We start from the raw sequence: 23,436 nt of genomic DNA on the forward strand, positions 1-23,436 counted from the left end.
AACACGTTATGTCGTGAGGAGGTGCTCATGATGTCAAAATCGGCCCGTGCCTGGCGGACCTACCGGGATGTGACCAAGCCCGGCACCCCCGGTCTGATGGCCAGGGTCCGGGCCATCCCCCGCATGATCGGCGCGAGCGCCCGCGGTGAGTTCGGCGCCAGGAAGAACCTGGCGCTGATGGCCCTGGGCGTGCTCTACATCGTCTCGCCGATCGACGTCATCCCCGACTTCCTGGTCGGCATCGGCGTTGTGGACGACTTCGGCGTGTTCCTCTGGCTGATCAGCGCGATGCTGGGCGAGAGCGGGCGCTACGTCGAGTGGGAGCGCAAGCAGATCAGATCTGTTCCATCCTGAGCCACGCCCGTGACGGCAGCGGGTGCCCGAACAGGCGGGCGGCGTTGCCGTAGGCGACCCTGGCGATGTCGGCGGGCGGGAGCTGGCCCAGGTTCTTGGCCACCGACATCTGGGTGTCCGGCCAGGTCGAGTCGGAGTGCGGGTATCCGCTTTCCTGCAGGACGTGGTCGAGCCCGACCGCCAGCCGTACGCCGGACAGGGCGTGGTCGTCCAGGGTGCCGAAGAAGAAGTTGCGGCGCAGGACCTCGCTCGGCTTGAGGCCGCCGTCCCATTCTGCCTCGCCGGCGACCGGGTGGTCGAGCGCGTAGTCGGCGCGCTCGGCCAGCATGGGCAGCCAGCCGACGCCGCCCTCGACGATGAGGATGCGCAGGTTCGGGAAGCGCAGCGGGATGCCCGACCACAGCCAGTCGGCGCAGGCGAACATGGCGCTGGTCGGCATCAGCGTGGTGATCGCCTCGATCGGGGTGTCGGGCGAGGGCACGGGGGACCAGCCGGACTCGCCGGTGTGCAGGCAGACGACCGTGCCCGTCTCCTCGCACGCGGCGAAGAACGGGTCCCAGTGGCGGGTGTGGATCGACGGCAGCCGCACCCGGGTCGGGAACTCGGGGAAGGTCACGGCCTTGAAGCCGCGGGCGGCGTTGGCCCTGATCTCCTTGGCGGCGACGTCGGGATCGGGCAGCCACGGCAGCTGCAGGCCGACGATGCGCTCGGGGTAGGTGCCTGCCCAGACGTCGATGTGCCAGTCGTTCCACGCCTTGACCAGGGCCAGGCCGAGCTCCTGGTCGCGGGTCCTGGCGAACGGCATGCCGGCCTGCTGGGCGAGCATGCCGGGGAAGCAGAGCGCGGCCCAGATGCCGGCCACGTCCATGTCCTCGATGCGGGACTCGATGTCGTAACAACCGGGGCGCATGTGCTCGAAACGGACGGGGTCGAGGGTCTTGGCTCCCACGTCCAGCCCGGCGCACGGGTAGGTGGCTCCGCCGTATCGCCAGACCTGGTGACCGGCCTCCGTCTCCACCACCTTGGGCGCGACCTCGGCGTACTTCTCCGGAAGCCGGCCTTCGAACAGGTCCTGCGGCTCGATCAGATGATCGTCGGCGGAGATGATCACATAGTCGCGCCGCCGGGGTTCGGGGTCGGGGAGCAGCGGCGTAGTCACGCAGGTAACCGTACGACGGGGGCGCGACCTCGAACAAGCTGCGGTCCCGGGATCGACGGGGCGATCCCGGGACGGTGGGGTCCGCTGGAGGGAGGGTGCCGCTTTCGCGAACCCCGGCGCCCTCTACCCGCCGGGGATTGGATCAGTCAGGTTTGCCCGGAGATCTTCGATCGTGGCCGCGTCGAGCCCGAGGATCTTCCTGCAGTAGCCCTCCACGGAGCCGTGCCGCGCCGCCATATCCGTCAGGAACAGCCACATCGCCTCGGCCGGGGCGACGCCGAACCCCGGCCAGATCGGGTGGTCGGGGTACTTGCGCGGCCCGTCGGCGATGAAGCGTTCCGTGGCCAGCCCGGTCAGCGCGTAGTCGGCCACGATGTCGTCCTCGGCCACCCCGGCCAGCGCCAGCACCAGCGCGATGAGCAGGCCGGTGCGGTCCTTGCCCGCGACGCAGTGCACGACGACCGGCGCGCTGTCGGCCTTGGCGATCGTCTCGATGGCCGTGCGCAGGTTGTCCACGCCGTCCTCGGTGACCTCCAGGTAGCGGTCGGCAAAGAAGCGCCCGAGGCCGACCTCGGGGTCGAACTGCCGGATGTTCCACGGGCGGCCCTCGACGGGCAGGTTGTGGTACCGCTGTCCCTCGGTTTCCGGGGCTCGGCCGCGCTGGCGGACCTCGTCGGGGCCGCGTAGGTCGATCACGGTGCGCACCATCAGTGCGCGGAAGCGCTCGGCGTCGTCGCCGGTCAGCCAGCTGAGCGAGTCGGCGCGGTAGAGCCGCTGCCACCGGATCGTGCGGCCATCCGAGGCGGCGTATCCGCCTACATCACGAAAATTGTGGATATTGGCGAATTCGATGTGGCGGGTCACATCTGCCACCTTAATCGGCTGTGCGAACCTTCTCCGGTTCGCCATCCTTCGCCTGCCTGTCGGCTGCTTCACGCCGGATGAGCATGATCCATCCGCCGATGGCCACGCCGATGAAGGCCCACCACTGCAGCCCGTAGGCGAAGTTCAGGCCGCCGCCCGAGCCCACGTCGGGCGCGGGGACCGGCTCCGGCGCGGGCTGACCCTTCGGCTCCTGCCCGGTCAGCTCCACATATCCGCCCATCAGCCGGTACGGCAGGCCGCTGCCGATCCTGGCGGGATTGATCAACAGCACCTGCCCCTGGGGCAGCCCGGAACGCTCCTTGATCCCGCTGGAGTCCTCGGTCTCGCCGGGACGTAGCCTGCCGGTGACAGTTACCTGACCCGTCGGCGCAGCCGGCACCACAGGGGCCGTCTCAGCCGTGGCGCCGGCCGGGACCCAGCCGCGGTTCACCAGGACGGCCTGCCCGTTGCCGGTGACGAGCGGGGTCAGGACGTAGAAGCCGTTGCGGCCGTCCTGGGGCCTGCGGCGTACCAGCAGCCCGTGCGAGGCGTCGTAGGCGCCCGCCACGCTCACCGAGCGGAACCGGTCGTCCTCCTTGACCGCCTGCCCCGGCGCGACGAGGTCGCCCATGGGCACGGGCTTGGCCTCGAGGTTGGCGGTCACCACGTCGCTGTTGGTCGAGCGTTCCTCGTACCGGCCGAACTGCCACCTGCCGAGGAACACGAAGGCAGGGATGACCAGCAGCACGACGACGTGCAGCGCGAGCCATCGAGGGGTCAGCAGGAACCGGTACACCCCTCCAGGTTAGGCACCCCACCCGGTGCCCCCGTCCGTGGGTTCACGCCGACTTCAGCCCGGCCCCTGGACCGGCCAGCGGGGTGATCTCGCGGGGGCCGTGCACCTCGTGGCCGTCGGCGCAGCGCAGGTACTGCTCGACCGGGGCGCCGCAGTCGCGGTGGGTCAGCAGCATGGGGGGTCCGTCGTCGTCGGCGGCGTAGGTGTCGCCCCAGTGCATGAGCGCCACCAGGATGGGGTACAGGTCGCGGCCCTTGTCGGTCAGGCGGTACTCGTCGCGCTGGCGCTGGCCGGGCACGCGGTAGGGCTCTTTGCGCATCAGCCCCTCGTCGACCAGGCGCTGGAGCCGGGCGCTGAGGACCTGACGGGGGGCGCCGGTCGTCGCCTGCATGTCGGCGAACCTGCGGACCCCGCCGAACGCCTCGCGGAGCACGAGGAATGTCCATTTCTCCCCGACGATGTCCAGCGTGCGCTCGATCGAGCAGTTGTTCGGACGTGGGGTCACGCTCATGGTCACATCATATCTGAGTCTGATTGACAGACTCAGCCGTCCAGCTGCAAGCTGGGTCTATGCTCGGAACTCAGATCAGGCCCGCCCGGTCCGACGACGAGGAGGGGGTCCGGTGCTTCCTGTCGGGGCTCTCGCTGCACACGCAGACCCTGCGCTTCTTCTCCGGCCTCGGCCGTCCGGCCGCCGGCCTGGTGCGGGCCCTGATCGCGGTGGACGAGTGCCGAGACGCCCTGGTGATGACGCTGAACGGCGAGATCATCGGACACGCGATGAGCTACCGCGGCGACGAGACTGACGTGGAGATCGCGGTCGTGGTCACCGACAGGTGGCAGGGGCGGGGGCTGGGCCCGCGACTGATCGACACGTTGCTGCTGCGGGCCGCGGTCAGGGGGGCGACCACCGTCGGGATGGACGTGCTCGGCGAGAACCGCCGGGTGCTGCGGCTGATCCGCAGGGTCTGGCCCAACGCCACGATGAAGGTCGCTTCCGGGTCGGTCGAGGTGACCGCTATGATCCATGAAGCGGCGGTATTTGCGGAACAACGTTCTGGTGCATCACCATTGACAACGTGAAGAGTGTCAAGAACGGACGCGACGGCCGGACCCGGATCATCGAGGGTGCCCTGCGCCGTTTCAGCCAGGACGGGGTGTCGGCCACGACGCTGGCCAGCCTCCGCGAGGAGAGCGGCGTCAGCGTCGGCAGCTTCTACCACCACTTCGCCAGCAAGGAACACGTCTTCGGCGTCCTGTACGCCGAGATCCTCGCCTCCTACCAGGAGGCCTTCGTCAACGAGCTCGTCAAGCACTCCGAGGCCCGCGACGGCATCGAGGCCGTCGTGGCCCTGCACATGCGCTGGGCGGGCGACAACCCCGAGCGGGCCAGGATCCTGGTCAGCGAGCGCCCGCCGCGCAAGAGCGAGCCGGGCGGCGCCGAGGTGGCCGAGGCCCGCCGCGCCTTCTTCCGCCAGGTCTCCGACTGGTGGAAGCCGCACATGAAGAACGGCCTGCTCCAGCCCGTGCACCCGACCATGTGCTACGTCCTGTGGCTGGGCCCCGCGCAGGAGATGTGCCGGCTGTGGTTCGCCGGCGCCCACACGCCCACCGACGAGGAGATCAAGGGAATGGGCGAGGCGGCCTGGCAGTCGCTGAGAAACCACGAGGAGAGCTAGCCGAAGACCCGGCTGTAAGCGACGCGCGATGAGTCGAACACTCTCTGTGGTGTTATTGTCGCGAATGTGAGACGACCTCGGGCGCTGGTTCTGCCCGCACTGCCGCAGGCTGCTCTCGCCCGGCTGGGCGAGGTCGCCGATCTGGCCGAGGTTTCCGCACGCCCCAGCCTCGGCTTCAGCGACGAGCAACTCGCCGACCTGATCGTCGAGACCGGCGCGACCGTGCTCATCACCGACGGGGACGAGGTGCGCGGCTCCGTGCTGGCGCTCCCGCTCGACGTCGTGGCCAGCATGGGCGCCCCCACCAACGTGGACCTGACGCTCGCCGCCGAGCGCGGTGTGATCGTCCTGCACACCGAGCACCGCGACGCCGACGCCGTCGCCGAGCTGACGTTAGCGCTGCTGTTCGCGGTCAGCCGCAACATCGTCACCGCCGACAGGGAGGTACGGCGCGGCCGCGTCTACCGTGGCCGCATCCCACCCGCCCAGCGCCACCGGGGTCGCAGGCTCAGCGGCCTCACGGTCGGCATCGTCGGGCTCGGCCGGGTCGGCAGGGCCGTGCGATGGCGGTGCGAGGGGCTGGGCATGCGCGTCATCGCCTGCGACCCCTACGTCGGGGAGGCCACCTATTCGCTGCGCGAGCTGCTGGCGGAGGCGGACGTGGTCTCGCTGCACGTCCCGCTCACGCCCGAGACCCGGGGCTTCTTCGGCGACGCGGAGTTCGCCGCGATGCGCCCCGGCGCGGTCTACCTCAACACCGCCCGCGGGGCCCTGCACGACCTGTCGGCACTGGTGGACGCGCTGCGCTCGGGCAGGCTCGGCGGCGCGGGCCTCGATCACTTCGAGGGCGAGTGGCTGGATCCCACGCACCCGCTGGCCCGCCTGTCCAACGTGGTGCTCACGCCGCACCTGGGCGAGGCCACCGGCGAGAGCAGGGAACGGCACGCCGAGACGGTCGTCGAGCACGTGGCCAGGCTGCTGCGCGGTGAGCCCGCCGTCATACCGGTTGCCGGACCCGCGTGAACACCCGCCAGCTGGCCGACTCCAGGGAGATGTCCAGCCGCAGATCGCCCCGCTGCCTGCGCAGCCCGGGCACGCGCAGCCGGTCGTACACGGCGAAGCGGCCGCACTGCGGATAGCCGAACCCCAGCTCCCCGGGCAGGACGCGCAGCTCGTCGTGGTTGCCGCAGCGCGGGCAGGTCCACGCGACCAGGTCGCGCCCGCGGTTGTAGTCGGAGCAGGCGCGGAAGAACTCGTCAGGGCCGAAGCGGGACTCGCAGGCCAAGCACGGGATCAGCATCGGGGTCCGCTCCTCGTTCGAACGGCGGTTGGGCTGTCTAGAGATATCGCGACCCCCTTGTGGGCCGCTTGCAGATTGCTTGGGTAGTCCGGTAACAGAATGATTACTGTAGGTATAAGATCATGCGACTATGTCTGCGGTGAAAGGATGGGCTCGTGGAACGACTGCGCGAGCTGCTCCTGGAGACCGGCTACACCATCGACGGCGTCCGAGACCGGCTCGGCACGGTGGCGGCCTCGGCCCTTGCCCGCGAGGAACTCGTGCCCGCGCTGCGCGCCACGGCCGACGGGGATCCGCTGGCGACGCTGATCCGGCTGTGGTGGCTGGGAGCCGCGGTGCCCGCCTCGCGCGTGCCGCCCGCCGTACTGGAGTCGGGGCTCGTCACCGTCGACGGCGACGAGGTGCGCGCGGACGTGCACCTGCAGCCGTGGGAGACGGCCTCCTACGTGGTCTCCGATCGTAAGGTGCGGCCCGGGGATCCGGCGATCAGGGCCGACCACGTCGTGGGGGCCGGGGGCGCGTCGGCGAACCTGGCGCAGCTGGTGACGCGCCGCCCGGTGGGCAGCGCGCTGGATCTGGGCACCGGATGCGGCGTGCAGGTGCTGCACCTGGCCGGACGGGCCGAGGAGATCACGGCCACAGACGTGAACCCGCGCGCCCTGGAGCTGGCCCGGCTCAGCTGGCGGCTGTCCGGCGTCTCCGGCGTCTCCGGCAAGGTGGGGTCGATGTTCGAGCCCGTCGAGGACTCCAGGTTCGACCTGATCGTCTCCAACCCGCCCTTCGTCATCTCACCGGGCGGCGACCTGACCTACCGCGAGGCGGGCGCCGACGACGGCTTCTGCGCGGACCTGGTACGGCAGGCCGCCCGCCACCTCAACCCCGGCGGCCAGGCGCACTTCCTGGCCAACTGGCTGCACGTGGCGGGCGAGGACTGGCGCGACCGCGTGGGCGGATGGCTGGGCGAGACGGGCTGCGACGGCTGGGTGGTCCAGCGCGACGTGCAGGATCCCGCCGAGTACGTGGAGCTGTGGCTGCGCGACGCCGCCGAGCAGGGCACGCCGGGCTACGCCGAGCACTACGACCGCTGGCTGTCCTGGTTCGCCGCCCACCGCGTGGAGGGCATCGGGTTCGGCTGGATCACCCTGCGCAACACCGGCACGGTCGATCCCGTGGTGCGCGTGGAGGAGCTCACGCACCAGGTGGAGCTGCCGGTGGGCGGCTACGTGGACGACGTCATGGCCGCGATCGCCGTCGCGCACCGCGCCAAGGACCTCGACGCGGCCCTGCTCAAGACCATCGCCGGCCTGCTGGACGAGCGGGTCGGCCTGCCCGGCGCCGAGGACCCCATGCGCATCACCCTGCGCCAGACGCGCGGCCTGCGCCGTTCCCGCGACGTCGGCACCGTCGAGGCCGCCCTGGCCGGGGTCTGCGACGGACAGCTGGCACTCGGCCCGCTGCTCAACGTGATCGCCGAGCTCGTCGGCGACGGCGAAATCCTCAACGCCGACGCGCTGCGCCCGCTCATCGCCGAGGGCTACTTCGAGATCTCGGGCTGATCCCGCGGGTGTTGATTCCCTGTTGATTGCTCTTTGAGCGGCCTGGGGGAAGCTCGGAGGCGAGGCGCGGACCTGGGGGGTTCGAGGTCAGCGTCGCGCCCGGCCGGTCGTCTCGTGAGGCGGCTAGCCGCCACGTGGAGCATCCGGATAACCGGGCCCCCTAGCGAAGCGTGGCGGTCAGATGACCGGCCGGGCCACAATCTCGTGACACCCAGGGGACAGCCTTGATCAACCATGTGTGGATGACACGTTTGGACGACGAGCTGTACTCAGGACTCGACGACCTGGGCGCTGTCGAGGAGAGCCTTGAGGTCTCCGGCCTCGGGGGCGCCGAGCCCGGCGAAGATGTCGAAGGCCTGCCGTAGGCAGTCCACGCTCCTGCTGGTGCTGCCCAACCCCATGAGCGCCTTGCCGAGCACCGCCAGCGACAGCGCCTCGCCGTAGGGGTGACCGATCTCGCGCGAGACCACCAGGGCCTGCTCGGCGTGCCGTACGGCGTCGGCGTAGCGCTCGGCGGCGATGAACGTCTCGGCCAGGCGCGAGCAGACGCGCTGCTCCCAGACCCGCTGCTTGCTGGCGCGGAAGAAGGCCAGGCACTCGGCGTGGTGGTGGACCGCCTCGGTGAGCCGGCCGACCCGCGACAGCACGATGCCCAGGTGGTAGCGGGCACGGGCGGTGCCGGCGCCGCTGCCGATCTCGGTGAAGATCGCCAGGCCCTTCTCGGCGGCGGCGATCGCGTCCTCCGGCCGGCCCAGGCCGAGGTGGTCGCGGGCGGAGTAGCTGAGCACCAGCGCCTCGCCGGCGGGCACGCCGTTCTCGCGGTACCACTTCATCGCCGCCTCGAACCAGCCCAGCGCCTCGGTGTGGCGGCGCTGGCGGCCGACCACGACGGCCAGCGCGTTGAGCACCTCCCCGGTGACGACCTTCTCCCCGCGCGCCACCGACAGCCGGTGGACGATCCTGAACTGCTCCTCGGCCTCGGTCAGCGAGTTACCGGCGAACAGCACCCTCCCGAGCACGTAGCGGGCGCGCAGCTCGCTGCCCTCGTCGTTGATCTTGAGCGCGGTGGCCAGCACGGCGCGCGTGCCCGGGTCGAACTCGCGGGTGTGGGTGCCCGCCTCCAGCAGCGGCTCCATCGCCACCAGCAGGTCGCCGGCCGGCAGCAGCTGCTCGGCGGTGCGCGAGGCGCTCGCGGCCTGGTTGATCGCGGCGAACAGCGCGTCGCCCTCGGCGATCAGCCAGGCGACCGCCTCGTCGGCTGAGGTGAACGTGCGCCCGCTGCCCACCACGACCAGGTTGTCGGCGATCATGCTGCCCTCGTAGGCCAGCCGGTGCGCCGACTGTGCCGAGGCCAGATAGAAGCCCAGCAGTCGGCGCAGCGCCATGGTCCTGGCCTGCTGCCGCTCGGTCTTGTCCAGCACCCGCCTGGCGAACAGCTTGAGCAGGTCGTGGAAGCGGTACCGGCCGGGCGCCGGCGCCTCCAGCAGCGAGGCGTCGACCAGCGACTCCAGCAGGTCCTCGGTCTCGAACAGGCTCATCGACAGCACGGCCGCCGCCGCTCCCAGGGAGATGTCGGGGCCGGTGGGCAGCGACAGCAGCCGGAAGGCGCGCGCCTGGCCGGGGTCCAGCTGCCCGTAGCCGAGCGCGAAGGTGGCCTCCACCGCCAGGTTGCCCACGCGCAGCTCGTCCAGCCTGCGCTGCTCGTCGGCCAGCCGCGGCACCAGCGACTCCACCGTCCACGAGGGCCTGGCCGCCAGCCGCGCCGCCACGATCCGTACGGCCAGCGGCAGGAACCCGCAGGCCGCCACCACGTCCATGGCCGCGCCGTGCTCGGCGGCCACCCGCTCGGGCCCCGCCACGGCGGCGAACAGCGACAGCGCCTCGTCGGGCTCCATCACGTCCAGGTCGATGAGCCGCGCCGAGGGCAGGTCGGCCAGTTTCACCCGGCTGGTCACGATCGCCGCGCAGCCCGCCGAGCCGGGCAGCAGCGGGCTCACCTGCTCGGCGTCGCGGGCGTTGTCCAGCAGCACCAGGATGCGCCGGTCAGCCAGCAGCGACCGGTACAGCGCCGAGCGCTCCGGCAGCCCCTCGGGGATCACGTCGGGCGGGATGCCCAGCGCCCGCAGGAACGCGCCCAGCGCCGACTCCGGCGCGGTGGCCTCGTCGGTGTAGCCGCGCAGGTCGGCGTAGAGCTGGCCGTCGGGGAACAGGTCGTCGGCCGCGTGTGCCACGTGCACGGCCAGCGCGGTCTTGCCCACGCCGCCGATGCCGCAGATCGCGGCGACGGGCACGCCCTCTGCCGCGCTCTGCGCCGACAGCAGCGTGCGCAGCCGCCCGGCAATCTCCCTGCGGCCGGTGAAGTCGCTGACCGCGGCCGGGAGCTGGGCGGGGCGGGGCAGCTCGGGCGCGTGCTCCTCGAGCTCCTCGTCCTCGCCTGCCGCCTCGCCGCTCGCCTCGGCGGGCGAGGAGGTCGAGGGGGCGCGTGGCGTCACCTTGGCCGCCAGCGCCGGGTCGGCGGCCAGGATGCGCTGGTGCAGCGCGGCCAGCTCGGGCCCCGGCTCGATGCCCAGCTCGTCGATGAGCGCCTCGCGCGTCTCGGTGAAGACGGCCAGCGCGTCGCCCTGCCTGCCGCAGCGGTAGTAGGCCAGCATGAGCTGGGCGCGCAGCCGCTCGCGCAGCGGGTGGTCGGCGGTCAGCGCGATCAGCTCAGAGACGATCGCGGCGTGGTTGCCGAGCTCCAGGTCGAGGTCCATGAGCGTCTCGATGACGCTGATGCGCCGCTCGATGAGCCGGTCGCGCTGGTGATCGGCGTACGGGCCGACCGCGCCGGCCAGCGGCTCGCCCTCGAACAGCGACAGCGCCGCCCGCATGCCCTCGGCGGCCTCCGACAGCCGCCCCGCCCGCCGGGCCGCCTCGGCCTCGACGATGCCCTTCTCGAAGCGGGTCAGGTCCAGCGCGTTCTCCGGCAGCCGCAGTGCGTAGCCCCGGCCCACGGAGGTCAGCATCTCAGGGCGGGAGCGGGCCACCCGGTCGGGCTCGAGCACGGTACGCAGCCGGGAGACGTAGGTCCGCAGCGCCCCCAGGGCCCGCGGTGGCGCGTCCTCGCCCCAGACGGCGTCGATCATCTCGGTCGGGGTGACAGGACGCCCCTCGCGCAGCAGCAGCATGCCCAGGATGGAACGCTGCAACGGGGTGCCCAGGTCGAGTTCCCGCCCATCACGCCACGCTCGCACGGGACCGAGAACGGCGAAGCGCAGCCCACCCTCGACGCTCTGACCAGCCATGCCGTCTTATCTCCAACGCAATGGAACGATTTGTTACCAAATGATAGATCCTTCCTTGCCTAACACATAGGCATCCGGCCATTCGTTCACCGAAGCGTTGATCCGTTTTTGATCGAGTGTTGAGGGGTCCGGCCGATCCTGGAGTCACCAGGTCGCACGACCCAGGAAATACGCGGGGGCGTCGTGGGCCCTGTCATAAATACGTGAGGCCCCGCCCGTAAATACGGGCGGGGCCTGCTGCGGACGGTTTCCTATGCGGCCTCTACCAGGCCAAGTCGCATGGCCAGCCGTTCTCGTACGGCCGGCCATTCGGCATTGAGAATCGAGTAGAAGGCCGTATCTCGAACCGTGTCGTCGGCGCCCCGACTTTCCGCTCGCCGAATCCCGTCGAACTGCGCGCCGAGGGCCTCGATCGCGACCCGGGAACGATGGTTGCGTACGTCTGCCTTGAGCGTGATGCGGTGGACGTTCCAGGTCTCGAACGCGTGCGAGAGCATGAGGAACTTGCTCTCCCGGTTCACACCCGTGCCCTGGGCCGAGGCGGCCAGCCAGGTGTAACCGATGTCCGCCACGGACGGGACCTCGCCCACCGCTCCCCGCGCGCCCGGAGGCCAGGGCATGGGGCCCTGCCAGTACTCCAGGTTCATCAGACGGGTGGCACCGACGATGCGGTCGGTGGTCAGCCACCGGATGGCGAAGGGCAGCGTACGGCCCTCCGCCTGCTCAGCCATGGCGGCCTCCACGTAGGAGGCAACCTCGTCCCACCCATTCGGGACGCGAGTGAAGGCGTATGTGGAACGGTCTTCACACGCCGCGGCGACGAGATCGTCGATCGCCGCGAGGCTGAGAGGTTCCAGGCGCACGGAGCGCCCGGACAAGGTGACAAGAGCGGGCATGAGCACATGATGAGGGCTGCCCCGCCCTGGGGGTAAGAGGCAGCTCGCGCATCTTTTCGCAGCTTTCTGCAGGCACGGTATTTGCCCAGGTCAGAGCCCCATTTCGAGGCGCCGCGAAGGTAGATTTTTGGCTAACTGTGCGCAGGAGTAGGCACCAGTGCCTGCCGCCGTTCACGTACCGGCTCCGGCCGGGCCATCGACAGCTCCTTCAACCCCGTCGCCAGGTGGTCGAGGCTCTCCGCGATCCAGGGCAGGCACAGCGGGTCCGGGCTGGTCAGCGCGGCCAGGCGCTGCTCGGTCGTGTCGCCGTAGAGCAGGCTCACCGCCACGCGCACGCGGGCCGCCGCCGGGTCGTCGCCGAAGGCGTGGCCGGGCAGCACGCCCAGGCCGTGCTCGTCCAGCAGCACCCTGGCGATCTCCGCTGAGCCGCCGAGCCGCAGATGGCTGAGATCCGGGTAGAGGTAGAAGCCGCCCTGCGGCATCGGCACCGACGCGCCGGCCTCGACGAAGCGGTCGTGGACGGCCCGCGCCACCAGGCCGTGCAGCCTGCGGCTGCGGGTGACCCGCTCGACCAGCTCGGGGGGCTCGGTGAAGGCGTAGGTTGCAGCTTCCTGCACCGGCGCGGCGGGCGCGGACCAGATCTCGCTGGCCACCGCGAGCAGCCTGCTGCGCAGCTGGTGGGCGCCGTCGGGCAGCCTGGCCACGCCGATGCGCCAGCCGCCGAGCGCCAGGCTCTTGCTCAGCCCGGTCGTGATGACGGTCCGCTCGGGGGCGAGATCGGCCGGGGAGATGTAGTGCGGGGCGGGGTCGTGCAGCAGGTCGCGGTAGATCTCGTCAGAGATGATCATCAGGTCGAGCTCGCGGGCGACCTCCACCAGTCGGCAGATGGTCTGCGGCGTCGCGAGCCGGCCCGTGGGGTTGTCGGGGAGCGTGACCAGCACGGATCGGACGATGCGGCCCTGAGCGCGGGCGTGCAGCACGGTGGAGGTGATGCGCTCGGGATCGGGTACGCCGCCCTCGCCCGGCGGTGGGGCCACCAGCAGCGGCCTGGCACCGACCAGGTCGGCCTGCGCGGCGTAGCTGACCCAGCTGGGCTTGGTCAGGACGATGTCGCCACCGATGGCCAGCAGCAGGCCGTACAGCAGCGACTTGCTGCCGGGGCCGCTGACGACCATTTCGGGGTCGGTGATGAGCCCTCGTCGGTTCCAGTAGTCCGCCGCCGCCGCACGGAGCCCGGACGCCCCCGCGACCGGACCGTAGCCATTGCGGTCGGACGCGGCCACCAGCTCGTCGCGAAGCGCCGGGTGGACGGGCAACCCAGCTTCACCGAAGGCCAGATTGAGCACACGTTCCCCGGCGCGTCGTCTTCGAGCGATGTCTTCGTTCGCCGCCAATGTGGCGGAAAGGGTAACGCTCATGGTTGTCACGTTCCCAGGTTGGAGGTAGGAAGGCATCAGGACAAGCGAGGCTTTTCATGGGTAGGCATAAGGAAGTCCGATGCTTGAATTGCGTCGACTGGTATTGATCAGTGAGTTCGCCCGCCGGGGCAGCATCGCGGCCACCGCCGAGTCTCTCGGCTACAGCCCGGCCGCCGTGTCGCAGCAACTGGCCGCGCTGGAGCGGGAGACCGGCACCGCGCTGCTCGACAGGACCGCGCGCAGCGCCGAGCTGACCGACGCAGGCCGCCGCCTGGTGGCGCACGCCGAGCGGATCCTGTCGATGGTCGAGGAGGCCGAGTCCGACCTGTCGGCGCACGCGGGCACGCCGTCGGGGCGCGTGGTGCTGACCGCGTTCCCGACCGCGGCGGTGGCCTTCGCGCCCGCGCTGGCCCGCTCGCTGCGCCGGCACACCGAGCTGACGCTGCGGCTGGGACAGAGCCGATCGGGGCGCGGCATGCGCGAGGTGCAGTCGGGCGAGGCCGACATCGCGCTGGTCGACGACTGGTACGGCCGGGTCCGCGAGAGCGACTCGCTGCGCGTCTTCCCGCTGCTGTACGACCCGCTGGTGCTGGTCGTGCCGCGCAAGCACCGGCTGGCCGACCCCGAGGTGCCGCTGGACCTGGCCGAGCTGCGCGACGAGCCGTGGATGGCCACGCCCGACGGCGAGCCCTCCCGTCTGGCGGTGGACCGGCTGTTCGTGGACGTGGGCGGCACGCGGCCCACGCCGTGGGAGTTCGAGGGCCTGGGAACGATCCTGTCGCTGGTGGCCAAGGGCATCGGGATCGCCGCCGTGCCCGCGCTCGCGCTGGCCTCCTCGGTGCGCGGCATCGCCGTACGCCAGTTCCCCGGCCACCCGGTCGGGCGCGAGGTGCATGCCGTCGCGCGCGGCTCCAGCGTGCACCGCCCCTCGGTGTCGGTCACCCTGCGGGCCATCCACGTCGCCGCCCGCTACATCGCCGCAGATCTCGACCCGGTACGGCCGGCCGAGCGGTGACGAGCGCCGATAGGGACCCGGTCCGGGCGGCCGAGCGGTAACGTGTGCGCCCGTGGCGCCCACCTACGACATCGAGCAGTTGCTGCTCGCCCAGCCCAGTACGCGCACGGTCGCGGGCATCGACGAGGTCGGCCGCGGCGCGTGGGCCGGGCCCGTCACCGTGTGCGCGGTGGTCACCGACCTGTCGGAGCCGCCCGCGGGGCTGACCGACTCCAAGCAGCTCACCGCCCTGCGACGGGAGGCGCTGGAGGACGAGCTGTCGGCCTGGGCCGCCGGGGTGGGCTTCGGCGAGTCCTCCCACGAGGAGATCGACAAGGTCGGCATGACCGAGGCGCTGCGCCGCGCCGCCCGGCGGGCCCTGGAGGCGCTGCCCGTCCGGCCCGACGCGGTGATCCTGGACGGCAACCACGACTACATCGGCACGCCCTGGCCGGTCCGCCTGGAGATCAAGGGCGACGCGGCGAGCGTCTCGGTGGCCGCCGCCTCGGTCCTGGCCAAGGTCCGGCGCGACGCCTACATGGCCGAGCTGGGATTCGAGGAGTACGGCTTCGCGGAGAACGCCGGTTACCCCTCGCCCGTCCACCAGGAGACGCTGGCCCGCCTCGGGCCCACCGAGCACCACCGGCTGTCGTGGTCCTACCTGGACGACCTTCCGCAGTGGCGCCACCTCAAGGTGCACCGCGACCCGCTGGCCGTCGAGGGCCAGGTCAGCCTCTTCGGCTAGACGGCCGGCGGCCCGCGGGACACCATCGGGAGGATGCGCATCGGGATCTTTCTGGTGGTGGCGCAGTTTCCCGGTCAGCCTGCGGGGCGCGTGCTGGCGGACGCGGTCGAGCTGATCGTCGCCGCCGAGGAGGCGGGTTTCGACGACGCGTGGATCGCCGAGCACCACTTCATGTCGTACGGCGTGTGCCCGTCGGCGACGTTGCTGGCAGGGATGGCGCTCGCCCGTACCTCGCGGATCGGGGTCGGGACCGCGGTGAGCGTGCTGTCGACGCGGCATCCGGTGGCGCTGGCCGAGGAGGCGGCGATGCTGCACCACCTGTCCGGCGGGCGCTTCCTGCTCGGCGTCGGGCGGGGCGGGCCGTGGGTGGACCTGGAGGTGTTCGGGACCGGGGTGGAGCGTTTCGAGCGCGGGTTCCCCGAGTCACTGGACGTGCTGTGCGGGGCGTTGTCGGGGGAGCCGGTCTCGGCCGACGGGGAGTTCTTCGGCTTCCGCGAGGTCCGCGTGGTGCCGCCGGCCCGGATGCGGCCCGTGGTGGCCTGCACGTCGGAGTCCACGACCCGGCTCGCGGCCGAGCGGGGCCTGCCGATGCTGCTGGGGATGCACGTTGACGACGAGGAGAAGGCGGCAGCCATGACCGCCTACGAGACTCTGGCCGCCACCAAGCAAGCCGCCGGGCCCGCAACGCAGATCGCCGAGCCCGAAACGCAGGGCGGTGGGGCCGCGGCGCAGGGCGCTGGGCAGGCGGCGCGGGTCTTCGGGGAGGTGGGGCGTGGTGATCATCTGGCCGCCGTGGTGGGGTATGTCGGTGATTCCACGCGGCGGGCCGTGGCGGAGTTGAAGGCGTCGATGCCGCGGTGGCTGGAGCCGGGGCTGGCGGGATACGTGCCGGTGGACGGCCGCCCTCGGCCTGCCCGCGATATCGGGAAATATGTGGACTTCCTGACCCGGGTGCATCCGGTCGGGTCCGCGGATCACTGCGTGGAGACGATCCTGCGCACGGCCGAGGTGACGGGGCTGCGTCACCTGATCCTCATGGTCGAGGGGATGGGCGAGCACGCCAGGACCCTGGAGAACATCCGGCGACTGGGCGCCGAGGTGCTGCCACGGGTGCGAAGGCCCGGCCATGCGGGATGACCGGGCCTGCCGTACCGGGGAAGTCTCAGCAGTCGACCAGCTCGGGCTTCTGGTTGAGGATCTGGGCGCGCGGGGTGACGAAGTCGCGCAGTGCCTCGGTCGCGGTGGGGTCGAAGACGGCCACGCGGTGACAGTTCTGGAAGGCCAGGCGGACGCCGAAGTGGCGCTCGACCGCCCCGCGCATCGCATCGCTGGCCAGGCACCGCAGCAGCTGCCCGCGGGCGGCCTCGTCCGGCGGCGGCACCTGGTTGTCGGCGAAGGCGGCGCCGCTCTGATCGCGTTGCTGGACCAGCTCGCTGATCACCGACCACGCGTAGGGCAGGGAGTCGCGGACGCAGGCGACGAACGCCTCGTCGTCGACGTCCCCGGCGACGGCCTGGTCGAGCAGATCGTTCGGAACGGTCAGCGACATGCTTGCTCCTCTCGAAGGGGATCTCTCTGACGCTATGTGCGGCATTCGGAAGGCTCCAGATGCCAGGAAGGGGACAGTTCAGGGGCCGTAGACGAAACCGGGGTCGATCTGTTCGGCCAGGTCGAGGCCGGTGCGCTCGTTGGCCCACGCGCGTGCGTTGCGCAGGTGGAACTCGTGGGTCTGGCGGCCGAAGCGCTCCCAGTCCTTGTCCTGGGCGTCCAGGTGCTTGTGCAGTATGGCCAGCGCGTCGGCGTTGGCGGGCTCCAGGTCGGACAGCGCGAACGGGCGGCCCTGCTCCATCGCGCGCACCGCGCGGGAGTGCTCCATCCAGGTCAGCAGGTCGTCGCCCACCTGGGAACGCAGGAAGTCCACGTCGGCCGGGTCCTGGACCTTGTTGCCGATCACGGCGATGGGCACGTCGTAGGAGGCGGCGTAGTCGCGGTACTGCCGGTAGACGCTGACGCCCTGCCGGGTCGGCTCGGCGACGAGGAACGTCAGGTCGAAGCGGGTGAACAGCCCGGAGGCGAAGGAGTCTGCCCCGGCGGTCATGTCGACCACCACGTACTCGCCGGGACCGTCGACGAGGTGGTTGAGCAGCAGCTCTACCGCGCCCACCTTGGAGTGGTAGCAGGCCACGCCCAGGTCGTCCTCGCTGAACGGGCCCGTGGCCATCAGGCCGATGCCGTCGGGAGTGCTCACCGCATACTCGCTCGCGGCCAGGTCGTCGAAGCTCAGCAGGCGCGAGCCGCGGCCGGGCGGGGTGGTCTTGACCATGGACTCGGCCGAGACGATGCGCGGGTTGTCGCCGCGCAGGAGCTCCTTCAGCTCGGTGAGGTGGGCGCCGAGCGGCTCGGGCGCCCGCTCGACCCCGAGGACGAGCGGCAGGTGCTGGTTGATGTCTGCGTCGATGGCCACCACAGGGCCGCCCTGGCTCGCCACGTGTCTGGCGAACAGCGCCGACATCGTCGTCTTGCCGCTGCCGCCCTTGCCGACGAACGCCACCCTCACGTCGTGCTCCCCCTGTGATTATGAAAACCGTTTCCGTTGTGATCGATGATGGCACACTGATCCGGTGAGTGACGTGGAATTCGACGAGCTGATGGCGCGTCTGGCGGGCGATCCGGACGATCCGGAGCTGGTCCGGGAGGTCGCCTACGCCCACGACCGGCGCGGCCTGGAGCACGAGGCCGTGCCGTACTACGAGCGGGCGCTGGCGCTGGGTGCGGCTGACCGGCTGGGGATCTTCACCGGTTACGGCAGCACGCTGCGCGTCATCGGCCGCTTCGAGGACGCGGTGAAGGTCTTCGAGCAGGGCCTGGCCGAGTTCCCCAGCGATCCCGCGCTGCGCGCGTTCCTGGCCATGGCGCTCTACAACCGCGGCGACGCCAGGCGGGCGGTCAGCACCCTGCTCACCCTGCTCGCCGAGAAGGACCAGGTCGGCCCGTACGGCAGGGCAGTCGCGTACTACGCGGAGAACCTGGACGAGACGATCTGAGCGAACGTCACCTCGGTGAGTAACCGTTCCTCGTGCTCGCGCAGGGCGCTCCACACGTCGGCCAGGGGACCCGCGACCCCCGGGTAGCCGCCGTGCTCGGGGTATTCGGGCTTGCCCTCGATGACGGCGATCACGTCGGCGAGCGTGAGCCGGCCGGCGGGGACGGCCAGCCAGTAGCCACCCTCGGGCCCGCGCAGGCTGTGGATGAGCCCCGCCCGCCGCAGTTGTAGCAGGATGTTGTCCAGGAACCTGCGCGGGATGTTCTGCGCGGAGGCGATCTTGTCGGCGGGCACGGGGCCGGGCGGTGCGGCGGCCAGCTCGGTGACCGCCCGCAGCGCGTAGTCGGTTCTGGCGGAAATCCGCATCACACCGGGTTCAGGCCCCAGCGCCGCCGCAGCGCGCCGTCGGCCAGCTCGAAGAGCAGGTCGATCACGATGCCGATGGCCAGGATCACGATCATCGTGCCGATCAGGCCGGGCGAGTCCGACAGCTCACGCGCGATCGCGAGCTGCTGGCCCAGCGACGACTGGTAGGCGATGACGACGATCAGCTCGCCGGCCATCAACGAGCGCCAGGCGAACGCCCAGCCCTGCTTCAGCCCGGCCAGGAACGACGGCAGCGAGGCCGGCAGGATCACGTGCCGGTACAGCTGCAGCCGGCGGAACCCGAGCACGTGCCCGGCCCGCAGGAGCAGCGGCGGCGTGTAGTCCACCCCGGTGATCAGCCCGTTGGCGATCGACGGCGCCGCCCCCAGCACGACCACGAACGTGATCGCGCTCTCGTTCAGCCCGAACAGCAGGATCGCGAACGGGAACCAGGCGATCGACGGCATCGTCTGCAACCCGGTGATCAGTGCTCCGAACGCGGCCCGCAGCACCTTCACCCGCGACACCGCCGCGCCCACCACGAGCCCGACCAGCACCGCGAAGGCGAACCCGGTGATCGCGCGGCGCATCGTGGTCGCCACGGCCTGGTAGAACTCCGCGTCGCCGAGCCTGGTCGCCAGGTCATGGAAGGTGGTCACCGGCCCGGCGAAGACGTACTCGGGCCAGCGTCCGCTCAACACCACCAGCTCCCAGGCGACCAGGACCAGTGCCACGGCGGTCAGCATGGGCCACACGCGGGCCCAGACGCGCGTGGCGATCCCGGTGCGCTGGGCGCCGCCCAGTTCGAGCGCGTCGAGCCCGGCGATCTGCCGCGCGTGCGTGTCAACGGCCATCGGGGGCGCCCTCTCGATCGGAAACCTCAGCGGCCATGCCGTACGACCTCCTCCTTCAGGCGGTCGGTGATCTTGGCGGCCAGCCCGGCGACCTCGGCGGAGTCGGTACGGCGGGGCCGGGCCAGCTCGATCGGGAACTCCTCCACCACGCTGCCGGGTCGGCTGCTCAGCAGCACCACCCGGTCGCCCAGCCGGACGGCCTCGCGCACGTTGTGGGTGACGAACAGGACCGACAGCTCACGCTCGCGCCAGATCCGCTCCAGCTCGTCGTGGAGCAGGTCCCTGGTCATCGCGTCCAGCGCGCCGAACGGCTCGTCCATGAGCAGTACGGCGGCCTCCTCGGAGCCCGAGCACTGTGCCAGCGCCCTGGCCAGGGCCACGCGCTGGCGCATGCCGCCCGACAGCTCGTGCGGACGCTTCCTGCCGAAGCCGCCCAGGTGGACGATGTCGAGGTACTCGGCCGCCCGCGCCCGCCGCTCGGCCTTGGGCAGCCCGGCCGCCCGCAGCGCCAGCTCGACGTTGGCCGAGACGGTCAGCCACGGGAACAGCGCGGGCTCCTGGAACATCATCGCGACCTTGCGGCCGTCGGTGGCGATCTGCCCGCCCGAGGGTTGGTCCAGCCCGGCCACCAGCGACAGCAGGGTGCTCTTGCCGCACCCTGAGGCGCCCAGCAGGCAGACGAACTCGCCGGGGGCCACGGTCAGCGAGACCTTGTCCAGGGCGAGCAGCCCGGCCCGCCCCTGTCCGTAGATCTTGGAGACGCCCTCGAGCCGGACGGCCTCTCCGCGGTCGACTACCTGCGTGGTCATGGCGTCACCTGTCCGAGATCGACTGCTGTCCCTGCGCGGCCAGGACCTCGTTGAGCGGCTTGAGGTCGTAGATGCCGTTCAGGTCGACCGGCTTGAGCAGCCCGACCTTGACGGCGTGGTCGGCGCTGGCGGTGAGTGAGGAGGCGATCGGGTCGTTGGTGAAGGTGATGTTCTTGAACGCGCTGGCCAGGACTTCCGGCTTGAGCGGCTTCTGGGTCAGCTTCTCGATCGCCTGGTTGGCCACCTGGGCGGCGCCCGCGGGGTCGTCGTTGATGAACTTGGTCGCCTCGACGTGCGCCTCGAGGAGCTTCTTGACCAGGTCGGGGTTGGCGTTGGCCCAGTCCTGGCGGACGATCAGCTGCGTGATCACGAACTGCTTGTTCGGCCACAGCTCGCGCTCGTCCTGCAGGATCTTGCCCTTGCTCTCGAGGACCAGCCTGCTGGCGAACGGTTCGGGCACCCAGGCGCCGTCGATCTGGCCGGTGGCGAAGGTCTGCAGGGTCTGGGCGTTCTCCTGCGGCACGATGTGGACGTCGCCGCCGCCCTGGGTGTCGGTCTTGAGGCCCTTGCTCTGCAGCCAGTAGCGCAGCGCGACGTCCTGGGTGTTGCCCAGTTGCGGGGTGGCGATCTTCTTGCCCTTGAGGTCCTCGACCGAGTTGATCCCGGGCTTGACGACCAGGTAGACGCCGCCGGAGGCCGCGCCTGCGATGATCTTGATCGCCTTGCCCTGGGACTTCGCCCAGGCGTTGATCGCCGGGTTCGGGCCCACGTAGGTGGCGTCGATGGCCCCGGAGAAGACCGCCTCGACGGCGGCGGGGCCGGCGTTGAACGTGCTGGTCCTCACCGGCACGCCGAGGTGCTTGGCGTAGAGGCCCTTCTCGGTCCCGATCAGCGCGGTCGCGTGCGTGATGTTCGGGAAGAAGCCGAGCCGGACCTCCTTCGCCTTGGCCGACGTGCCGGATGTAGAGCCGCCCCCGCAGGCTGCCACCAACGAGACGAGTGCCGATGCGGCCAGCGCGGCGAGCACCCTGCGAGCGTTCATGCCCACTCCCTATTTCCTACTTAATAAGTCGTCTATGTGGGCATCAAACGCTCTAGTTCCCTTCATGTCAAGTAGGTATTGGGGATGATTCGGCGTCCCCGGCTGAATCCCCAGGCCAGGAGCGGTGTCCTCGCCCTGCTGATCAGGCCCTAGCCTGAGCCGATGGAACGACAGCTGATCAGCCATCTGGCCCACGCCGACCATCCCATCGCCGCGCCCATCAGCGAGGCCAACCTCGACAGGCTGCTGCGCAGGGCCAAGCTCGCGCCGGGCGCGCGGGTGCTCGACCTCGGCTGCGGCGAGGCCTTCTGGAGCGTGCGCCTGCTCGAGCTGTACGGCGAGGCCACGGCCGACGGCGTGGACATCTCCGACGCCGGATTCGGCAACGCCAGGCGGCACGCAGAGCGGGCAGGGGTGGCGGAGCGGTTGTCGCTGCACCACGGGTCGGCCACCGAGTTCGCAGCCGCGCACTCGTACGACCTGGTGCTGTGCGTGGGCGCGACACATGCCTTCGGCGGCCTCACCCCCACGCTCGAGGCCGTGCGCGGGCTGCTGCGGCCGGGCGGGCTGGCCGTGGTCGGTGAGGGTTTCTGGGAACGGCCGCCGGGCGAGCGGCTCGAGACGGAGATCGGGGAGTATCCCGACCTGCCGGGCACGGTGGCCCAGGCCGAGGCGGCGGGTCTGCGCACCGTCTACGCCCACGTGAGCGAGCTTGCCGAATGGGACGACTACGAGTGGTCGTGGACGGGCTCGCTCCTCGACTGGGCAGCGCGGAACCCAGGCGCCGACGGCGAGGCGGCCATGGCCGCCTCGCTGGAGCACCGGGCGATGTGGCTGCAGGGCTATCGCGGTCTCCTCGGTTTCGTGACGCTGCTGCTGCGCGTGGTTTAACCGCATGTGCTGTCCAGGGTGATCGGGGCGTCCATGCTCGGCACGGGCGCGTGCTGGGTGTTCGGGGCGGTGGCCGTCTTGTTGGCCGGCCGCTGTGCCAGGGCCTGGGCGACCCGGTGCCTGATCAGGGCCCAGTCCGGGTAGGCGGTGTTGATCAGTGGCGGCACGAAGCTGAGGCTGCGGATCCTGGTGTCCTTGACCTTCTGTGACAGTTCCACCAGGGCGGGCAGCAGGCTCTGCGGTATGTCGGTGGAGATCGCCCGCTTGGTGGCCGTTGCCAGGCTTTCGAACCTGTTGAGCACCATCATCGGGTCCGCCTGCTTGGCGACCGCGTTGAGCAGGCACTTCTGGCGGCCCATGCGCACGTAGTCGTCGCTGTCGGTGCGCGAGCGGCCGAACCACAGCGCCTGCTCGCCCGACAGCTTGCGGGTGCCGGCCGGCAGCAGGCCCTCGCGGTACTTGCCGTAGACGATGGGCTCCTTGATGGTGATCTTCACGCCGCCCATCGCGTCGACGATGTCGGCGAAGCCCGCCATGTCGACCATGGCGTAGTAGTTCACCGGGATGCCGAGGATGCCGGAGATCGTGTCCTTGAGCAGCTTGGGGCCGCGCTGTCCCCGGCGCAGGCCGGGCTCAAGCTCCGGGTGGTCCTCGGCGTACTGGAAGATCTCGTTCAGCAGGCCGGGCGAGGAGGGCGGCTCGCCGGAGAAGCCGAAGGGGAAGCGCTGCCTGGCGGGACCGGGCGGGAACTGCACGCGCTCGAGGTTGCGGGGCAGGCCGAACAGTGTGGTGGCGCCCGTGGCGGTGTCGACGCTGGCGACGGTCATGCTGTCGGTGCGCACGCCGGGCCTGCTGGGTGCCGCGTCGCCGCCGATGAGCAGGAAGTTGACGCGTTCCTGGCCGTTCCACGGGTCCTGGGCGACGACCGGCGAGGGGTTGCTGAACAGGGTGTTGACCACGTCGCGCGAGACGTAGGCCAGGCGGGCGGCGTAGGCGGCCGGGGCCAGCACGAGCCCGCACAGGCAGATGGCCAGCGCGGTGGTGATCGTACGGCCGGCGGTGTGCGCGTCGACGGGCCGGACGAGCAGGTAGGACCAGATGATGACGATGGTCCAGGCGAGCGCGATCGCGGCCAGCGCGATGGTGAGGGCGGTGAGCCAGCCCGGCCGGACGGCCAGGGTGAGCAGCGTGGTGCCGAACCCGCCGACGGCGGTGATGACCACCGCGAGCAGCGCCACGTAGAGCACCATGAGCGCGAGACCGGTCCGGTGGCGCCCCGTCGCCACGTGCGCCACGCCCCACAGGACGGCCGATCCGAGCGTCAGTGCGATGCTCGAAAAGGGTCCGAAGCCGCGCTCATTGTCTGTCATCCCTGGTCAACCCCCG

Annotated in this window: 25 protein-coding genes; 10 read left to right on the forward strand and 15 right to left on the reverse strand. The window is 70.8% G+C overall.

Going from position 1 to position 23,436, the window contains the following annotated elements:
• Positions 1-27: 27 nt before the first annotated feature.
• Complete coding sequence (locus ACIBHX_RS48235; RefSeq protein ID WP_397075245.1) at positions 28-354, forward strand: YkvA family protein; 327 nt, start codon at positions 28-30, stop codon at positions 352-354.
• On the opposite strand, the gene ACIBHX_RS48240 is transcribed toward ACIBHX_RS48235, so the two are convergent.
• From ACIBHX_RS48240 to ACIBHX_RS48255, 4 genes are all read right to left on the reverse strand, one after another.
• Positions 335-1,513, reverse strand: coding sequence for an amidohydrolase family protein (locus ACIBHX_RS48240; RefSeq protein WP_397075246.1), 1,179 nt, complete (start codon positions 1,511-1,513; stop codon positions 335-337). The genes ACIBHX_RS48235 and ACIBHX_RS48240 overlap by 20 nt on opposite strands.
• A 123-nt stretch (positions 1,514-1,636) precedes the next feature.
• Positions 1,637-2,377, reverse strand: coding sequence for a tyrosine-protein phosphatase (locus ACIBHX_RS48245; protein WP_397075248.1), 741 nt, complete (start codon positions 2,375-2,377; stop codon positions 1,637-1,639).
• Between the two features lie 10 nt (positions 2,378-2,387).
• Complete coding sequence (locus ACIBHX_RS48250; RefSeq protein WP_397075249.1) at positions 2,388-3,173, reverse strand: SURF1 family protein; 786 nt, start codon at positions 3,171-3,173, stop codon at positions 2,388-2,390.
• Between the two features lie 43 nt (positions 3,174-3,216).
• Positions 3,217-3,684, reverse strand: coding sequence for a winged helix-turn-helix transcriptional regulator (locus ACIBHX_RS48255; RefSeq protein WP_397075251.1), 468 nt, complete (start codon positions 3,682-3,684; stop codon positions 3,217-3,219).
• A 59-nt stretch (positions 3,685-3,743) separates the two neighbouring features.
• Here ACIBHX_RS48255 and ACIBHX_RS48260 point away from each other — a divergent pair, with 59 nt between their 5' ends.
• The 3 genes from ACIBHX_RS48260 (at position 3,744) to ACIBHX_RS48270 (ending at position 5,875) form a co-directional block, all read left to right on the forward strand.
• Entirely contained in the window at positions 3,744-4,256 is a 513-nt protein-coding gene (locus tag ACIBHX_RS48260; RefSeq protein ID WP_397075252.1) for a GNAT family N-acetyltransferase, read from the forward strand.
• Entirely contained in the window at positions 4,253-4,852 is a 600-nt protein-coding gene (locus ACIBHX_RS48265; RefSeq protein ID WP_397075254.1) for a TetR/AcrR family transcriptional regulator, read from the forward strand. The genes ACIBHX_RS48260 and ACIBHX_RS48265 overlap by 4 nt, the downstream gene beginning before the upstream one ends.
• A gap of 66 nt (positions 4,853-4,918) precedes the next feature.
• Positions 4,919-5,875: an NAD(P)-dependent oxidoreductase gene (locus ACIBHX_RS48270; RefSeq protein WP_397075256.1), complete on the forward strand. Its 957-nt coding sequence runs from the start codon at positions 4,919-4,921 to the stop codon at positions 5,873-5,875.
• On the opposite strand, the gene ACIBHX_RS48275 is transcribed toward ACIBHX_RS48270, so the two are convergent.
• Positions 5,850-6,152 (reverse strand): hypothetical protein, encoded by a 303-nt coding sequence (locus tag ACIBHX_RS48275; RefSeq protein ID WP_397075257.1) that lies wholly within the window; start codon positions 6,150-6,152, stop codon positions 5,850-5,852. The genes ACIBHX_RS48270 and ACIBHX_RS48275 overlap by 26 nt on opposite strands.
• A gap of 155 nt (positions 6,153-6,307) precedes the next feature.
• Between ACIBHX_RS48275 and ACIBHX_RS48280 the strand changes: the two genes are divergently transcribed.
• Positions 6,308-7,708, forward strand: a complete 1,401-nt coding sequence (locus ACIBHX_RS48280) for a methyltransferase (protein ID WP_397075258.1) — start codon at positions 6,308-6,310, stop codon at positions 7,706-7,708.
• Positions 7,709-7,977: 269 nt separating this feature from the next.
• Here the strand turns inward: ACIBHX_RS48280 and ACIBHX_RS48285 are convergent, their stop codons facing one another.
• The 3 genes from ACIBHX_RS48285 to ACIBHX_RS48295 all read right to left on the reverse strand — a co-directional run bounded on the left by ACIBHX_RS48285 (position 7,978) and on the right by ACIBHX_RS48295 (position 13,306).
• Positions 7,978-10,992: an AfsR/SARP family transcriptional regulator gene (locus ACIBHX_RS48285; protein WP_397075259.1), complete on the reverse strand. Its 3,015-nt coding sequence runs from the start codon at positions 10,990-10,992 to the stop codon at positions 7,978-7,980.
• Between the two features lie 251 nt (positions 10,993-11,243).
• Complete coding sequence (locus tag ACIBHX_RS48290; RefSeq protein ID WP_397075260.1) at positions 11,244-11,888, reverse strand: GNAT family N-acetyltransferase; 645 nt, start codon at positions 11,886-11,888, stop codon at positions 11,244-11,246.
• 131 nt (positions 11,889-12,019) lie between these two features.
• A complete protein-coding gene (locus tag ACIBHX_RS48295) occupies positions 12,020-13,306 on the reverse strand; it encodes a pyridoxal phosphate-dependent aminotransferase (RefSeq protein ID WP_397075262.1) in 1,287 nt (428 codons plus the stop codon).
• Positions 13,307-13,385: 79 nt separating this feature from the next.
• On the opposite strand from ACIBHX_RS48295, the gene ACIBHX_RS48300 reads away from it, so the two are divergent.
• Genes ACIBHX_RS48300 through ACIBHX_RS48310 form a run of 3 tightly spaced genes read left to right on the forward strand, consistent with a single transcriptional unit; the run spans position 13,386 to position 16,182 of the window.
• The gene (locus ACIBHX_RS48300; RefSeq protein WP_397075264.1) at positions 13,386-14,321 is read left to right on the forward strand and encodes a LysR family transcriptional regulator; all 936 of its coding nucleotides are present in this window, start codon (positions 13,386-13,388) and stop codon (positions 14,319-14,321) included.
• Between the two features lie 52 nt (positions 14,322-14,373).
• Entirely contained in the window at positions 14,374-15,045 is a 672-nt protein-coding gene (locus ACIBHX_RS48305) for a ribonuclease HII (RefSeq protein WP_397075266.1), read from the forward strand.
• 33 nt (positions 15,046-15,078) lie between these two features.
• A complete protein-coding gene (locus ACIBHX_RS48310) occupies positions 15,079-16,182 on the forward strand; it encodes an LLM class flavin-dependent oxidoreductase (RefSeq protein ID WP_397075268.1) in 1,104 nt (367 codons plus the stop codon).
• A 25-nt stretch (positions 16,183-16,207) separates the two neighbouring features.
• On the opposite strand, the gene ACIBHX_RS48315 is transcribed toward ACIBHX_RS48310, so the two are convergent.
• Complete coding sequence (locus ACIBHX_RS48315; protein WP_397075270.1) at positions 16,208-16,594, reverse strand: SCO5389 family protein; 387 nt, start codon at positions 16,592-16,594, stop codon at positions 16,208-16,210.
• 78 nt (positions 16,595-16,672) lie between these two features.
• Entirely contained in the window at positions 16,673-17,602 is a 930-nt protein-coding gene (locus ACIBHX_RS48320; RefSeq protein ID WP_397075272.1) for an ATP-binding protein, read from the reverse strand.
• Positions 17,603-17,666: 64 nt separating this feature from the next.
• Here ACIBHX_RS48320 and ACIBHX_RS48325 point away from each other — a divergent pair, with 64 nt between their 5' ends.
• A complete protein-coding gene (locus ACIBHX_RS48325) occupies positions 17,667-18,089 on the forward strand; it encodes a tetratricopeptide repeat protein (protein ID WP_397075274.1) in 423 nt (140 codons plus the stop codon).
• Here the strand turns inward: ACIBHX_RS48325 and ACIBHX_RS48330 are convergent.
• The 4 genes from ACIBHX_RS48330 to ACIBHX_RS48345 are packed head-to-tail and all read right to left on the reverse strand — an operon-like array spanning position 18,059 to position 21,159.
• Positions 18,059-18,454, reverse strand: a complete 396-nt coding sequence (locus ACIBHX_RS48330; RefSeq protein ID WP_397075276.1) for an RrF2 family transcriptional regulator — start codon at positions 18,452-18,454, stop codon at positions 18,059-18,061. The genes ACIBHX_RS48325 and ACIBHX_RS48330 overlap by 31 nt on opposite strands.
• On the reverse strand, positions 18,454-19,308 hold the full coding sequence (locus ACIBHX_RS48335; RefSeq protein ID WP_397075278.1) for an ABC transporter permease: 855 nt from the start codon (positions 19,306-19,308) through the stop codon (positions 18,454-18,456). Before ACIBHX_RS48335 ends, ACIBHX_RS48330 begins: the two co-directional genes overlap by 1 nt.
• Positions 19,309-19,334: 26 nt before the next feature.
• Positions 19,335-20,117, reverse strand: a complete 783-nt coding sequence (locus tag ACIBHX_RS48340; protein WP_397075279.1) for an ABC transporter ATP-binding protein — start codon at positions 20,115-20,117, stop codon at positions 19,335-19,337.
• A gap of 4 nt (positions 20,118-20,121) precedes the next feature.
• Positions 20,122-21,159, reverse strand: a complete 1,038-nt coding sequence (locus tag ACIBHX_RS48345; RefSeq protein WP_397075281.1) for an ABC transporter substrate-binding protein — start codon at positions 21,157-21,159, stop codon at positions 20,122-20,124.
• A 162-nt stretch (positions 21,160-21,321) separates the two neighbouring features.
• On the opposite strand from ACIBHX_RS48345, the gene ACIBHX_RS48350 reads away from it, so the two are divergent.
• Positions 21,322-22,050: an SAM-dependent methyltransferase gene (locus tag ACIBHX_RS48350; protein WP_397075283.1), complete on the forward strand. Its 729-nt coding sequence runs from the start codon at positions 21,322-21,324 to the stop codon at positions 22,048-22,050.
• On the opposite strand, the gene ACIBHX_RS48355 is transcribed toward ACIBHX_RS48350, so the two are convergent.
• A complete protein-coding gene (locus tag ACIBHX_RS48355; RefSeq protein WP_397075284.1) occupies positions 22,047-23,420 on the reverse strand; it encodes an LCP family protein in 1,374 nt (457 codons plus the stop codon). The genes ACIBHX_RS48350 and ACIBHX_RS48355 overlap by 4 nt on opposite strands.
• Positions 23,421-23,436 lie beyond the last annotated feature (16 nt).

This window comes from Nonomuraea sp. NPDC050536, from assembly GCF_044457685.1.
Lineage (GTDB): Bacteria > Actinomycetota > Actinomycetes > Streptosporangiales > Streptosporangiaceae > Nonomuraea.

What these genes read in the sequence shown, in the direction of transcription:
- ACIBHX_RS48260 (WP_397075252.1), top strand. Translation starts at nt 3,744, where the DNA reads ATGCTCGGAACTCAGATCAGGCCCGCCCGGTCCGACGACGAGGAGGGG.
- ACIBHX_RS48235 (WP_397075245.1), top strand. Translation starts at nt 28, where the DNA reads ATGATGTCAAAATCGGCCCGTGCCTGGCGGACCTACCGGGATGTGACC.
- ACIBHX_RS48255 (WP_397075251.1), bottom strand. Translation starts at nt 3,684, where the DNA reads ATGAGCGTGACCCCACGTCCGAACAACTGCTCGATCGAGCGCACGCTG.
- ACIBHX_RS48355 (WP_397075284.1), bottom strand. Translation starts at nt 23,420, where the DNA reads ATGACAGACAATGAGCGCGGCTTCGGACCCTTTTCGAGCATCGCACTG.
- ACIBHX_RS48295 (WP_397075262.1), bottom strand. Translation starts at nt 13,306, where the DNA reads ATGAGCGTTACCCTTTCCGCCACATTGGCGGCGAACGAAGACATCGCT.
- ACIBHX_RS48350 (WP_397075283.1), top strand. Translation starts at nt 21,322, where the DNA reads ATGGAACGACAGCTGATCAGCCATCTGGCCCACGCCGACCATCCCATC.
- ACIBHX_RS48335 (WP_397075278.1), bottom strand. Translation starts at nt 19,308, where the DNA reads ATGGCCGTTGACACGCACGCGCGGCAGATCGCCGGGCTCGACGCGCTC.
- ACIBHX_RS48340 (WP_397075279.1), bottom strand. Translation starts at nt 20,117, where the DNA reads ATGACCACGCAGGTAGTCGACCGCGGAGAGGCCGTCCGGCTCGAGGGC.
- ACIBHX_RS48310 (WP_397075268.1), top strand. Translation starts at nt 15,079, where the DNA reads ATGCGCATCGGGATCTTTCTGGTGGTGGCGCAGTTTCCCGGTCAGCCT.
- ACIBHX_RS48290 (WP_397075260.1), bottom strand. Translation starts at nt 11,888, where the DNA reads ATGCCCGCTCTTGTCACCTTGTCCGGGCGCTCCGTGCGCCTGGAACCT.
- ACIBHX_RS48345 (WP_397075281.1), bottom strand. Translation starts at nt 21,159, where the DNA reads ATGAACGCTCGCAGGGTGCTCGCCGCGCTGGCCGCATCGGCACTCGTC.
- ACIBHX_RS48285 (WP_397075259.1), bottom strand. Translation starts at nt 10,992, where the DNA reads ATGGCTGGTCAGAGCGTCGAGGGTGGGCTGCGCTTCGCCGTTCTCGGT.
- ACIBHX_RS48275 (WP_397075257.1), bottom strand. Translation starts at nt 6,152, where the DNA reads ATGCTGATCCCGTGCTTGGCCTGCGAGTCCCGCTTCGGCCCTGACGAG.
- ACIBHX_RS48315 (WP_397075270.1), bottom strand. Translation starts at nt 16,594, where the DNA reads ATGTCGCTGACCGTTCCGAACGATCTGCTCGACCAGGCCGTCGCCGGG.
- ACIBHX_RS48330 (WP_397075276.1), bottom strand. Translation starts at nt 18,454, where the DNA reads ATGCGGATTTCCGCCAGAACCGACTACGCGCTGCGGGCGGTCACCGAG.
- ACIBHX_RS48300 (WP_397075264.1), top strand. Translation starts at nt 13,386, where the DNA reads ATGCTTGAATTGCGTCGACTGGTATTGATCAGTGAGTTCGCCCGCCGG.